We start from the raw sequence: 13,076 nt of genomic DNA, 5'->3' as shown, positions 1-13,076 counted from the left end.
CGGGGGGCGCGGGGCCCCGGGGCGGGGGGGGCTGGGGGGGGGGCGGGTCGGGTCGGCCCGGGGTGTCCTCGGCCGGGCCGAGGACACCGCCCGTGGACCCCGTCGACCTGCCTCGATCCCATGATCATCCGCTGAAGGCGCTGTCGGCATAGGCCGATAGGGTGGCGACCATGGCACCGCGTCCACTGAACGAGATCGTCGAGCCCGGCTGGGCCACCGCCCTGGAACCCGTCGCCGGACGGGTCGCCGCGATGGGCGACTTCCTGCGCGCCGAACTGGCCGCAGGCCGAACCTACCTGCCCTCCGGCCCGAACGTGCTGCGGGCCTTCCAGCAGCCCTTCGCCGACGTGCGGGTGCTGATCGTCGGGCAGGACCCGTACCCGACGCCCGGCCACGCCGTCGGGCTCAGCTTCTCGGTGGCGCCGGAGGTGCGGCCGATCCCGGCGAGCCTGATCAACATCTACCGGGAGTACGGCACCGACCTGGGCCTGCCGCAGCCGTCCAACGGGGACCTCACCCCGTGGACGCAGCAGGGCGTGCTGCTGCTCAACCGCGTGCTCACCGTGCAGCCGCGCAAGAGCGGCCAGCACCGCGGCAAGGGCTGGGAGGCGGTCACCGAGCAGGCGATCCGGGCGCTGGTGGCGCGCGGCGGCCCGCTGGTGGCGATCCTGTGGGGGAGCGACGCCCGCAACCTTCGCCCGCTGCTGGGCAACGTCCCGTCGGTGGAGTCGGTCCACCCCAGCCCGATGTCGGCCGACCGCGGCTTCTTCGGTTCGCGGCCGTTCAGCCGGGCGAACGAGCTGCTGGTGCGGCAGGGGGCGCAGCCGGTGGACTGGCGGCTGCCGTAGCCGCCGGTACGGCGCGGCCGCGGTAGGCCCGTACGGTCCGGCCGCTGTAGCAGAGCTGGGTCAGCGCAGAACGCCAATCTCACTCCAACGAGTGAAATGACTTTCTGTGTTACTCATGTGACGGATTGTTCGAGAAGACTGGCGTCTCATCGTTTCATCTGTGTGGGGGTATCGCCATGTCTTCTCGCCGAATCGTTTCCGCCGCCGCGGCCACCGCCGTGGTGGCGAGCACCCTGCTCACCGCCGCGCCCGTCCACGCGGCCGAGCCCGCCCCGTCACCCGGCAAGGCCCGCGCTGTCACCGCCGAACTCGACCTGGACGTCAGCCTGTTGAACAAGGCGGTGGACGTCCCGGTGAACATCGCGCTGAACAAGGTGGAGTCGCCGGCGCAGCGCGACGGATCGATCCTGACGGCCACGGTGGCCGGGGTCGACCAGACCGGCCCGGTCGAGCTCGTCAAGGCCGACATCGGCAAGTCGGTGACCAGGGTCGACGCCAAGGGCGCCACCGCCTCCGTCAGGCTGGTCAACGCCGACGTGCACGCCCCCGGGCTGCCCACCACCGCGCTGCTCGGCCTGGAGGCGATGAGCGCCGAGGCGACCTGTCCGGTCGACGGGCAGCCGACCGCCGACGTGGTCGCGCCGGTCAAGCTCAGCGTGCTCGGCAAGCCGGTCACCGTCGGCGTGTACGGCCCGACCAAGGTGGACGTGCCGCTGGTCGGCAGCGTCTCGGTGGAGTTCTCCAAGAAGACCGTCACCACGACCACCGCCGCCGCCTCCGCCCTGGAGGTGCAGGTGGAGGTGAACCCGCTCAACCTGAACGTCGCCAAGGTCACCGGGAAGGTCACCGTCGCCTCGGTGAGCTGCGAGAAGCCCTCCGCGCCGTCGACCGCCCCGACCGCCCCGAGCGGCCCGGCCACCACGGGTACCGCGCCCGCCGCTCAGCCGGTCGCCGACACCGCCACCTCGCGGGCCGCCGGTCCGCAGGCCGCGGTGGAGAAGTCGGAGAAGGCGGAGAAGCTGGCCGCCACCGGCGGCAGCAGTGCCACCGGCCCGCTCGCCGCGGGGGCCGCCGCCCTGGTCGCGGGCGGGGCGGCCGCGCTGTGGGCCACCCGGCGCCGTCGCGCCGCGCACGCCCGTCGTCACTGACCATGCCCGTGCCGTCACCGACGGCACCCGGAATGGCGGGAGTGCCACCCCGGGCACTCCCGCACCGTGACCGTGCCAATGCGGACGGTTGGTTCACATGCGCGTTACACGAGAGGAACAACCGGGAAACGGCGGCTTGCAACGCTACGCGGGCACCCACCACCCAGCAATGCGAGGGACACGACGTGGCAATCAAGGCCGAGTACATCTGGATCGACGGCACGAAGCCGACCGCGAAGCTCCGTTCCAAGACTCGCGTCCTGCCCAACGCCGACAAGATCCCCACCTGGGGCTTCGACGGTTCCTCGACCAGCCAGGCCGAGGGCCACGCCTCGGACCGCGTGCTGGACCCGGTGCGCGTGGTGCCGGACCCGATCCGCGGCGGCGACAACATCCTGGTCCTCTGCGAGGTCCTGGAGACGGACGGCACCCCGCACGTCTCCAACACCCGCTCCCTGCTGCGTGAGGTCGCCGAGAAGTACGCCGCGCAGGAGTCGATCTTCGGCATCGAGCAGGAGTACACCTTCTTCAAGGGCTCCCGCCCGCTCGGCTTCCCGGAGGGCGGCTTCCCGGCCCCGCAGGGCGGCTACTACTGCGGTGTCGGCGCCGAGGAGGTCTTCGGCCGCGAGATCGTCGAGCTGCACCTGGACCGCTGCATCGACGCCGGCCTGGCCATCTGCGGCATCAACGCCGAGGTCATGCCCGGCCAGTGGGAGTTCCAGATCGGCCCGGTCGACGCGCTGACCGTCTCCGACGACATGTGGATCGCCCGCTACCTGCTGTACCGCACCGCCGAGGAGTTCGGCATCGACGCCACCCTGGACGCCAAGCCGGCCAGGGGCGACTGGAACGGCGCGGGCGCCCACACCAACTTCTCCACCAAGGCGATGCGCGAGGGCTACGACGCCATCATCACCGCCTGCGAGTCGCTCGGCGCCTCCCAGGAGAAGGTGCTGGAGCACGTCAGTCAGTACGGCGACGACATCCAGTCCCGCCTCACCGGCAAGCACGAGACCGCCCCGTGGAACGCCTACAGCTACGGCGTCTCCGACCGCGGCGCCTCCGTGCGCATCCCGTGGCAGGTCGAGGTGGAGAAGAAGGGCTACATCGAGGACCGCCGCCCGAACGCCAACGTCGACCCCTACGTCGTCACCCGCCTCCTGATCAACACCTGCTGCGCGGCCCTGGAGAAGGCCGGCCAGGTCTGATCCACCGCCGTACCCGGCCACCCGTACCACGTCACGCCCGCAGGCCCCCTCCCGGTGCAGGAGGGGGCCCGCGGGCGTTGCGGCGTCGGGGCCGCCGGGGGTCGGGGCCTGCTCGCCGCCCGCAACCTGTGGAACCGCCCGTGACGCCTGGAGCCGGGGCGGGCCGGGCGGTGCGGCCGGGACGCCCCGGGGTCCGCCCGACCGATCGCGGGCCGGCAAATCGCTGGTCAAGCGCCCTCACCGGACCGAGAATTCATGGCATGACCCAGCAGCCCCTGCTCCTGCTCGACGTGGACGGACCGCTCAATCCCTACGCCGCGCCGAAGCGGAGGCCCGAGGGCTACGCCACCCACCGGCTGCGCCCCTCCTGGTGGGTGGCGAAGCAGGAGCACCTGGCGGCGGTCCAGGCCCGGCAGGCGACCCGCGCCAAGCACGCCAAGCCGCCCACCGTCCGGGTCAAGCCGCTGCGGGTCTGGCTCAACCCCTCCCACGGCGAGGCGCTGCTGGCGCTGCCGTACGAACTGGTGTGGGCCACCGGCTGGATGGGCGAGGCGAACACCCACATAGGCCCGCACATCGGCCTGCCCGAACTGCCGTACATCCGCTGGTCCGACCTGTTCGGGGTGAACGCGGACGGGCTGCACTGGAAGACCCGGGACGTGGTCGCCTGGGCCGCCGGACGCCCGTTCGTCTGGGTGGACGACGAACTCGGCCCGCTGGACGAGGAGTGGATCGCCGCCCACCATCCCGGGCGGGCGCTGGCCCTGCACGTCAACCCCCGGATCGGCCTGCTGGCCGAGGACTTCGCCACGCTACGGGATTGGGCGGAGGGGTGTGCCGTTCCGGGGGCGTGAACGCAGAAGGGTGGGGCGCGCGGAGTGTGAACAGTCGGGCGGAATGCGCCGTGCGCCCCGTTGTGCTCGGGGCGCCGCCCTTTCTACCGTCCCGTCATGACCATTCTCACGGAGCCCATCGGCAGCATCCCCCGGCCGAGCACCCTGCTGAACGCCCTGACCGAACACGCCGAAGGGCGGCTGTCCGACGCCGACCTGAAGAAGCTGCAGGACGAGGCCACCGCCGACACGCTGGCCAGGCTGGCGGAGCTCGGCTGCCCCGTCCTGGTGGACGGCGAGCAGGCCAAGCCGAGCTTCGTCACGTACCCCCTCGCCGGGCTGACCTCCCTCGCCGGGGACGGCGCCGTCATCCCCTTCGCCGACGGGCACACCCGGCAGCTGCCGCGGCTGACCGCCGGACCCTTCCGGTACCGCGTCCGTGCCGAGACCTACCTGCGCGAAGCCCTGCGCCACACCTCGCAGCCCGTCAAGCAGGCCGTCATCGCACCCTCCGCGCTCAGCCTGCTCTACCCGGCCGACGGTATCGACGGGTACTCGCGCGAGAACTTCCTGAAGGACCTGGCCGACGAGGCCGAGGCCGACATCCGCGGCTGCCTGGACGCGGGCGCCCACGTCGTCCAACTCGACTTCACCGAGGCCAGGTTGTCGCTCAAGCTGGACCCGTCGGGCAGCCTGCTCGACGACTTCGTGGCCCTCAACAACCAGGTGCTCGACCGGTTCACCGAGGAGGAGCGGGCCCGCCTCGGCGTGCACACCTGCCCGGGCGGGGACCAGGACTCCACCCACAGCCTGGACGTCGACTACGCCGAGCTGCTGCCGAAGCTCTTCCGGCTCAAGGTCGGCAACTTCTACGTGCAGCTGGCGAGCGAGGCCGACCCCGACCGCGTGCTCGCCGTCATCGCGGATCAACTCCGCCCCGGAATCCGGGTGTTCGTCGGGGTGACCGACCCGATCGACCCCAGGGTGGAGAGCCCGGAGGAGGTGCGCGACCGGGTGCTGGCCGCGGCCCGGCACATCCCGGTCGACCAGCTCGGCACGACCGACGACTGCGGATTCTCGCCCTTCGCCGACGACGCCTCCACCTCGCGGGACACCGCCTTCGCCAAGATCGCGGCCCGGGTGAGGGGTACCGCCATGGCGGCGGAGGTGCTCGGGCTGCAGTAGCGCTCGTCGCGTCGGTGCGGGCTGAGCTGTTCTGCGCCTGGCCGGGGCTGGTTGCCCGGCCGTCCGGCCAGCCGTCCGTTCGGTCGTTCGTCCGTCCGTTCGTTCGCCCGTCCGGCCTGATGGGCGGACGGGCGGACGGCGGGCGTCCGGAGGGTGCTGGTGTCGTGCCGGTCAGGCCGAACCGAGCACGGCCTCAAGGGCGTTGAGGAATCGGTCGGTGGTCTCCTCGTCCCGGACGGCGATCCGCAGCCACTCCTCGCCCAGCCCCGGGAAGGTGTCCCCGCGCCGGACGGCGAAGCCGTGCTCGCGCAACCGCCGCCGGACGGCCGCCGCATCCGGCAGCCGGACCAGGACGAAGGAGGCGGCCGGCTCGCCGTACTGCCGCACCGACCGGAAGGCGGCCAGGCCCTTCACCAAGTGCTCGCGCCGGAGCGCCAGTTCGGCCGCGGCCAGCTCGGCCTCGGCGAGCGCCGCCGGGCCACTGCACACCTCGGCGGCGGCCAGTGCCGGGGTGGAGACCGGCCAGAGCGGCTGGGCGGCGCCGAGGTCGGCGATCAGCGGGGCGGGCCCGAGCACATAGCCGATCCGCAGTCCGGCCAGCCCCCAGGTCTTGGTGAGGCTGCGCAGCACGACGACCCGGCCTGGCAGGCCGCGGACGGAGGCGAGGGACTCCCGTTCGCCCGGCACGGTGTCCATGAACGCCTCGTCCACCACCAGGGTGCGCCCGGGCCGGGCCAGCGCGGCGACGGCCTCGGCGGGGTGCAGTACCGAGGTCGGGTTGGTCGGGTTGCCGAGGACGACCAGGTCCGCCTCCTCGGGGACGGCGCCCAGCCGGAACCCGTCCTCGGGGGAGAGCAGCACCCGGTGCACCCGGTGCCCGGCGTCCCGCAGGGCCGCCTCCGGCTCGGTGAACTGCGGGTGCACAACGATAATATGACGTGGAGTCAGAACCCTTGCCAGCAGGACGAAGGCCTCCGCGGCCCCCGAGGTGAGCAGCACCTCCCCGACCGGGCGGGCGTGCCGGGCGGCCACCGCGGCGCGAGCGGCGCTCTGGTCGGGATAGGCGGCGAGGTCGCCGAGAGTGGCCGCGAGGTGCTCGCGCAGCCACGCCGGGGGAGTGCCGGTGCGGACGTTGACGGCGAGGTCGACCAGGCCGAGCCCGTCGGCGCGCACCTCGGCGTCGCCGTGGTGGCGCAGGTCGGGTTCGGGGGCGGTCACGCGGGGTCTCCTTGCGGGTGCTTCGGGTGCTTCGGGTTTCGGGCGGCTCAGGTGGCTCAGGTGGTTCGGCTGGTGCCGGTCGGGGCTGGTGGTGCCGTCCGGGCGATCGCGACCGTGGCCCGCGCCGACTTCCGCTTGGTGACCACGAGCCGGCCGCCCGGCGCGCTCGCCAGTGCCGCCGCCTCGGCCACGCTCGCGGTGCCGACAGCCGTACCGACGGTGGCGGAGGGGTTCGGCACCGGCACGCCCGCCAGTACCTCGGGCGGGTACTCGTCCACGGGTACCCCGGCGAGATGGTCGGCCGCCCAGCGCACCGCCGGGTGGTCCGCCCTGCCCGTCACGGTGGCCAGCCGGGCCACGGCGGACGGCATCAGGCCGGTCTCCCGGAGGATGTCCGTGAGCAGTCGCAGGACCTCGGTCCGTTCGGCGCCGCTGCTCGCGCCGATCCCCACCACCAGGGTTCGGGGGGCGCCGGCGACCGGTTCGCTCACGTGCCGCACCTTTCGTCCCGAGCTCCGGTGATCCCACCACGCCCGGCCGGAACGGGTCAATCGCGGTGGGTGTGACGTCCGACGCGGGTCCGCCGTCGGCGCCGGGTCTGCCGTCCGTGCCGGGTCTGCCGTCCGTGCCGGTTCGCCGTGGTGCGGCAGCTGTTCGCCTGTTCTTCATCTGCGTTGTGCGGTACACGACACCGCGGCGCTCCTACTGTTCTCGGCGCTCCCGCCCAGGAATCCCCGACCTCCGGAGGACCCCATGGCCTTCGCACGACTGCGCGCCCCCGGAACCCTCGCCCCCGGCAGCCGTCCCCGGCCGCGTCCCCGGCCGCGCTCCGCGGACGCCGTCGGCCGCACCGGAATCCGGAACTGACGGCCGTGTACGTCGCGGACTCGCGCAGCTCGAAGGCCCCCGCCGGGCGGCCTCCCGTCGGGCCGCCCCTCGCCACGCCGACCACCGCCGGGCCGGCCCCGGGCCCGGTGCGGCGGGGCGCCGTGCCCGGGGCGGTGGTCGCCCTCGGTGCGGTCAGCCTGGTCACCGACATCTCCTCGGAGATGGTCACCGCCGTCCTCCCGCTCTACCTGCTCACCGGTCTCGGCCTCTCCCCGCTCGGCTTCGGCCTGCTCGACGGCATCCAGAACGGCTTCAGCGCACTGGTCCGGCTGGTCGGCGGCCACCTCTCCGACCGCCGCGGCCGCGACGGCGCGGCCCGCCACAAGACCGTCGCGGCCGTCGGGTACGGGCTGTCCGCGCTGTGCCGGCCGCTGCTGCTGTTCGCCCACACCGTGCCGCTGATCGGTGCCGTGATCGCCGTCGACCGCACCGGCAAGGGCCTGCGCACCGCCCCCCGGGACGCGATGATCTCGCTCGCCACCGAACCCGCCCACCGCGGCCGGGCGTTCGGGGTGCACCGGGCGATGGACACGGCCGGCGCCCTGCTCGGGCCGCTCACCGCGTTCCTGGTGCTGCGGCTGGCCGGCGGCCCGCTGCTCGCCGACGGCGGCGAGCGGCACGGCTACGACGCGGTGTTCGCGGTCAGCGCGTGCGTCGCGGCGCTCGGGGTGCTGATCCTGCTGCTGTTCGTGCCGAACCGGCAGCAGGGTGACGACTTGTCGACTTCCGCCCCCTCACTGCGCGACAGCCTCACCCTGCTGCGGCTGCCGGGGCTGCGCCGGCTGACGCTCTGCGCCGTCCTGCTCGGCCTCACCACCGTCAGCGACTCCTTCCTCTACCTGCTCGTCCAGCGCCGGCTGGACCTGCCCGTCGGCCTCTTCCCGCTGCTGCCGCTGGGCACCGCCGCCGCCTTCCTGCTGCTCGCCGTCCCGCTCGGCGCGCTCGCCGACCGGATCGGCCGCCACCGGCTCTTCCTCGCCGGGCACGGGGTGCTGCTGCTCGCGTACGGGCTGCTGCTGTCACCACTGCGCGGGCTGCCGGCGGTGCTCTGCGTGCTGGTGCTGCACGGGACCTTCTACGCGGCCACCGACGGCGTGCTCGCCGCCGCGGCCGCCGACGCCGTACCCGCCGAGCAGCGCGGCGCCGGGCTCGCCCTGGTCGGCACCGGACAGGCGCTGGCCCGGTTCGCCTGCTCGCTGCTGTTCGGCGCGCTGTGGGGGGTGGTCGGCGGCCCGGCGGCGCTGGGCTGGTCGGCGGGGGCGCTGGCGCTGTGCGTGCTCGGCGCGGCGGCGGTACTGCGCCCGTCCGGACCCGCTGCCGGTCAGCCCGTCCCCGTAGCGGAGCAGCCCGGACCTGCCGCCGCGAAGACCCCGGAGGAGACCCGATGAACCTGCGGAACCGCACCAGGATGATCATCCTGCTGGTCGCCGTCGTGCTGCTCGGCGCGGTCGGCACCGGGGCCGTCCTCAACGCCGCCGACCGCACCGCCCGCCGGGACCAGGCCCAGCCCGGCGGGCCGTCCGTCACGTCCGGCCCGGTCTCACTACAGGTGCAGTCCGGCGGACGACAGCTGTTGTTCCGCAACATGGCCTGGGGCCCGCACCGGGACGAGATCACGTCCGTCGCCGCCGACCGCCCCGACGGCCCGCGCACCGCCTCCGGCGTCCAGTGCCTGCGCTTCCACGCCGCCGCCGGCACCGGCATCTGCCTCCAGGCCCAGCACGGCGCGCTGGAGGACACCTACCGCGCCGTCGTCCTGGACGGCCACCTGCGCGAGCTCCGCTCGTTCCCGGCGGCCGGCATCCCCACCCGCTCCCGGATCTCCCCGTCCGGGCACCTCGCCGCCTGGACGGTCTTCGTCAGCGGCGACTCGTACGCGGGCAGCGACTTCTCCACCCGCACCTCGATCGTGGACGTCCGGGACTGGAACCTGCGGGAGAACCTGGAGGACTTCTCGGCCGTCCTGGACGGCCACCCCTACCAGGCGCACGACATCAACATCTGGGGCGTCACCTTCGCCGACGACAACACCTTCTACGCCACCCTCGCCAGCGCCGGGCGGACCCACCTCGTCCGCGGCGACCTCGCCGCCCGCACCCTCACCACCCTGCACGACAACGTCGAGTGCCCCTCGCTCTCCCCGGACGGCACCCGCGTCGCCTACAAGAAGCGCGTTCCCGGCCTGCCCGCCGACGCCCCGTGGCGGCTGTACGTGCTCGACCTCGCCACCATGACCGAGACCGCCACCGCCGAGCAGCGCAACATCGACGACCAGGCGCTCTGGTCCGGCGAGGACACCCTGGTCTACGCCCTGCCCGGCGACTACGGCGCCGACCTGTGGACCGTCCCGGCAGACGGTTCGGGCAGCGCGCAGCCGGTCACCAGGGCTGCGGTCGCCCCCGCCTACCTGGGCTGAGGAACTCTCGGCTACGGTCCCACGTCGAGCAGAGTGTGACGTCCTGATCAGGCGTCCTGAACGAACGGGGGAGCGAGACAACCGTGGACGGCATTCCACCCGAGCGCACGGTGACCGACTCCTGGCCCGCCCTGCACGGCCGCCCGGTCCTGCGGCGCACCGTCGCCGTCGGGCTGGTGCTCTGCGTGTCCGTCGCCGCCGCCCTCGTGGTGCGCGGCGTCAACGCGCTCACCGCCGGCGGTACCGGCCGCGAGACCGACCGCGACCGCGCCGAACGCCTGGCCGGCCTGCACCCGTCCCAGCATCCCGGCATCGGCCGCTTCTACGTCCCGGTCGGCGCCGTCTACACCCACACCTCCGGCGGCGCCCCGGTCGCCTACCTGCACTACCGCCTCGGCGGCGGCAGGGCCCCCGGCCTCGGCGACTTCCTCAGCGCCTACGACCTCCCCTCGCCCGGGCCGGCCGCCCCGCTCCCGGCCGACCTGCTCGCCGCCCTCGGCGGCGACGAGCCGGCCGAGGCCCCGGAGCTCCCCGAGTCCGCGCCGACGCCCGCGCCCGGCCCGTCCGCCACCGCCGACCCCGCCGCCGCGCCCACCGAGAGCCCGTCCCCGGACGCCGAGCCCACCGACCCGGCCGGGCCCTCCGACCCCACCGCCGCCGCCCCGGACCCCGGCGACCCCGATGCCGACCCCGAGGAACCCACCGTCGAACCGGCCCCCGCGGCCGCCCCGGACGAGCCCACCCCCGACGACCCCGCCCCCACCCTTCTCCCCACCCCGACGCCCGCCCCGACCTGGACGCCCACCCCCACCCCGACCCCCTCCGACCTCCCCACCCACGCCCCCGCCGCCCGCCGCATCTACGTCGCCACCATCCCCGGCGGCCTGCCCGGCGCCGCCGACATCTACATCCGCGCCACCGGCTGACCCGCCGCCCGGGGTCCGGGTTCCGCCGTCCGCGCGGCCCGTCCGTCATCGCTCGCCGCCCGCCGAATACGCCTGCGCCCCGCCGCGACGGCGGGGCGCAGGCGTTCAGGGAGATGCCGGCCCGGGGGAGTGGCCCGGTCAGCGGGCGGTGGCCGGCTCGGGCTGGGGGGTGGGCACGGTGGTCGGTGCCGGTGCCGGTGCCGGGGTGGGGGCGGGGGCGGGGGTGCGGCGGGCGGGGGCCTGGCCGACGAGCATGGCGGCGAGGGCGAGGAGAAGGCCGAGGAGCTGCCAGGCGGTGAGGGTCTGACCGAGGACGACGAGGCCGCCGAGGGTGGCGACGACCGGGTTGATCAGGCCGAGGAAGGAGGCCGGGCCGGCGCCGAGCTGCTCGATGCCGCGGAACCAGAGGAAGTAGCCGAGCGCGGTGCCGAACAGGCCGAGGTAGGCGAAGCCGGCCAGGTTGGCGGCGCTCAGGGCGGGCGGCGCGCCCTCGACCACGGCGGCGAGCGGCACGAGGAAGACCGAGCCGGCCAGGAGCTGCCAGGCGGTGAGGTCGAGCAGGGTGGCGCCCTCGGGGCGGCCCCAGCGGCGGGTGAGGACGGTGCCCATGGCCATCAGGGAGATCCCGGCGACCATCGAGGCGATCCCGACGCCGTCCAGCCGGGCGCCGCTCTTGAGCACCAGCAGGGCCACTCCGCCGACCCCGACCAGTCCCGCGATCACCGCCCGCCGTCCGGGCCGCGCCCGCAGCACGCCGATCGAGAACCCGGCGACGAGCAGCGGCTGGATCGCCCCGATGGTGGCGGCGACGCCGCCGGGCAGGCGGTACGCGCCGACGAACATCAGTGGGAAGAACAGCCCGATGTTGAGCATCCCGAGGGCGGCCGCGCGCCCCCACCAGCGCCCCTTGGGAAGTCGGCGGCCGATCAGCAGCAGGAGCAGTCCGGCCGGCAGGGCGCGGAGGGCGGCGAGCAGCAGCGGGCGGCCCTCGGGCAGCAGCTGGGTGGTGACGAGGTAGGTGGTGCCCCACGCGGCCGGGGCGAGTGCGGCGGTGACGGCGATCCCCGCGCGCTTGCGGTCCATGACGGCCATGACGTCCCCCTGAACGTTGATTATCTGAACGTTGAGATACTTTCTACGCCCAGGATCGGAGAACGTCAAGTATGTGAATGTTAAGATATCCGCGTTGGACGGAAGGCTTCGGATCGGACGGCCCCGGGAGGGCGGCGGACATGCGGCAGCGCGACACCGTGGACGACATCGTCGAGCAGTGGGCCCGGGCCCGCCCCGACCTGGATGCCGGCCCCATGGCCCTGATCGGCAGGCTCCGACGGCTCAACGTCCGGGTCGACAACGCCCTGCGCGAGTACTTCACCGCCTGCGGCCTGGACTCCTCCGAGTTCGACGTGCTGGCCACCCTGCGCCGCTCCGGCGAGCCGTACGAGCTCAACGCCCGCGCGCTGCTCAAGTCCGCGATGGTCACCTCCGGCGCCATCACCAACCGGGTCGACCGGCTGTCCGCCAAGGGCCTGGTCGAGCGCAACCCGTGCCCGAGCGACCGCCGCGCCGTCCTGGTCCGCCTCACCCCGGCCGGCAAGGAGCTGATCGACGGCGCTCTGGCCGGCCACGTCGGCAACGAGGAGCGCATCCTCTCGGCCCTCGACGCGGACGAGCGCACCCGGCTCGACACCCTGCTGCGCAAGCTGCTCATCGCGCACGGGGACACCGAGCCGCTCCTCTGAACCGGGGCCGGGCGCGCCGGGCCGCGTGTCCGGCGGTGTCCCGGCCGCGTTGTCCTCTGCGGAAGCCCAGCGGAGGAGAGGCCTCGATGAACGAGAAGACGCCCAGGGACATCGCCGTCGACGACCAGCTGCGGGCCGCCGGCGCGGAGGGCGCCCGGTGGCTCACCGCTTCCGGGTGGGGACCGCCCGTCAGGGTGCCGTTGCAGCACGCGGCGAAGTGGCAGCAGGAGGCCCGGGCCCGGATGCTGGCGGCCCAGCGGGACGAGTCCTGCACGTGGTGCGACCACCTGCTGTACGGCGGTCCCCAGCCCGTCGTCGTGCACGCGGAACACCCGACCCACCTGATCTGCCGCGCCTGCTCGGTCGCCGCCCGCCCCCGCCGCGTCTGCCTGGACTGCGGGGAGCCGGCCTCCTCCGAGTCCCCGGCCGACGGGCGCGAGGACGTCTTCATGGGCGCGGTGGCGATCTACACCCGGCTGCGCTGTGTCGCCTGCCACCGGTCCGACCCGCTCGACGGCACCTTCGGCAAGCTCGCCTGACGGCCGCCCGGACCGTCCGTGTCGTCCACGCCCCGCCCCGGCAGCCGGAGGGCGCCGAGGCGCAGCCCGCAGCCCGCAGCCGGCAGCCCGCAGCCCGCAGCCGGCCGCCCGGGTCCTGCCCCGCC

General features: G+C 74.3%; 13 protein-coding genes. 10 read left to right on the top strand and 3 right to left on the bottom strand.

Annotated elements, in window-relative coordinates:
* Positions 1-170: 170 nt before the first annotated feature.
* From ACWGJO_RS04700 to ACWGJO_RS04680, 5 genes are all read left to right on the top strand, one after another.
* A complete protein-coding gene (locus ACWGJO_RS04700) occupies positions 171-848 on the top strand; it encodes a uracil-DNA glycosylase (protein ID WP_359903447.1) in 678 nt (225 codons plus the stop codon).
* 176 nt (positions 849-1,024) lie between these two features.
* Positions 1,025-1,996 (top strand): SCO1860 family LAETG-anchored protein, encoded by a 972-nt coding sequence (locus tag ACWGJO_RS04695; protein WP_452182143.1) that lies wholly within the window; start codon positions 1,025-1,027, stop codon positions 1,994-1,996.
* Between the two features lie 185 nt (positions 1,997-2,181).
* Entirely contained in the window at positions 2,182-3,204 is a 1,023-nt protein-coding gene (gene glnII, locus ACWGJO_RS04690) for a glutamine synthetase (RefSeq protein WP_452182142.1), read from the top strand.
* A gap of 260 nt (positions 3,205-3,464) precedes the next feature.
* Positions 3,465-4,058, top strand: a complete 594-nt coding sequence (locus tag ACWGJO_RS04685; RefSeq protein ID WP_452182141.1) for a hypothetical protein — start codon at positions 3,465-3,467, stop codon at positions 4,056-4,058.
* 96 nt (positions 4,059-4,154) lie between these two features.
* Positions 4,155-5,222, top strand: coding sequence for a cobalamin-independent methionine synthase II family protein (locus ACWGJO_RS04680; protein ID WP_452182140.1), 1,068 nt, complete (start codon positions 4,155-4,157; stop codon positions 5,220-5,222).
* Positions 5,223-5,393: 171 nt separating this feature from the next.
* Here ACWGJO_RS04680 and cobC read toward each other — a convergent pair whose 3' ends face one another.
* On the bottom strand, positions 5,394-6,440 hold the full coding sequence (cobC, locus tag ACWGJO_RS04675; RefSeq protein WP_452182139.1) for an Rv2231c family pyridoxal phosphate-dependent protein CobC: 1,047 nt from the start codon (positions 6,438-6,440) through the stop codon (positions 5,394-5,396).
* Positions 6,441-6,496: 56 nt separating this feature from the next.
* The gene (locus ACWGJO_RS04670; RefSeq protein ID WP_452182138.1) at positions 6,497-6,931 is read right to left on the bottom strand and encodes a cobalamin biosynthesis protein; all 435 of its coding nucleotides are present in this window, start codon (positions 6,929-6,931) and stop codon (positions 6,497-6,499) included.
* 381 nt (positions 6,932-7,312) lie between these two features.
* Here ACWGJO_RS04670 and ACWGJO_RS04665 point away from each other — a divergent pair, with 381 nt between their 5' ends.
* From ACWGJO_RS04665 to ACWGJO_RS04655, 3 genes are all read left to right on the top strand, one after another.
* On the top strand, positions 7,313-8,716 hold the full coding sequence (locus ACWGJO_RS04665) for an MFS transporter (RefSeq protein WP_452182137.1): 1,404 nt from the start codon (positions 7,313-7,315) through the stop codon (positions 8,714-8,716).
* A 2-nt stretch (positions 8,717-8,718) separates the two neighbouring features.
* A complete protein-coding gene (locus ACWGJO_RS04660; protein ID WP_452182190.1) occupies positions 8,719-9,744 on the top strand; it encodes a TolB family protein in 1,026 nt (341 codons plus the stop codon).
* A gap of 83 nt (positions 9,745-9,827) precedes the next feature.
* On the top strand, positions 9,828-10,670 hold the full coding sequence (locus tag ACWGJO_RS04655) for a hypothetical protein (protein ID WP_452182136.1): 843 nt from the start codon (positions 9,828-9,830) through the stop codon (positions 10,668-10,670).
* A gap of 138 nt (positions 10,671-10,808) precedes the next feature.
* Here the strand turns inward: ACWGJO_RS04655 and ACWGJO_RS04650 are convergent, their stop codons facing one another.
* Complete coding sequence (locus ACWGJO_RS04650; protein ID WP_452182135.1) at positions 10,809-11,762, bottom strand: EamA family transporter; 954 nt, start codon at positions 11,760-11,762, stop codon at positions 10,809-10,811.
* A gap of 140 nt (positions 11,763-11,902) precedes the next feature.
* Here ACWGJO_RS04650 and ACWGJO_RS04645 point away from each other — a divergent pair, with 140 nt between their 5' ends.
* Together ACWGJO_RS04645 and ACWGJO_RS04640 are read left to right on the top strand one after the other, a co-directional pair.
* A complete protein-coding gene (locus ACWGJO_RS04645; RefSeq protein ID WP_452182133.1) occupies positions 11,903-12,412 on the top strand; it encodes a MarR family winged helix-turn-helix transcriptional regulator in 510 nt (169 codons plus the stop codon).
* A gap of 86 nt (positions 12,413-12,498) precedes the next feature.
* Positions 12,499-12,951 carry a hypothetical protein gene (locus ACWGJO_RS04640; protein ID WP_452182132.1) on the top strand — a complete coding sequence of 151 codons (453 nt, stop codon included), beginning with the start codon at positions 12,499-12,501 and terminating at the stop codon, positions 12,949-12,951.
* The last annotated feature ends 125 nt before the right edge of the window (positions 12,952-13,076 follow it).

The organism is Kitasatospora sp. NPDC054795 (genome assembly GCF_053611565.1).
This window is presented reverse-complemented; position numbering and strand designations above follow the sequence as displayed.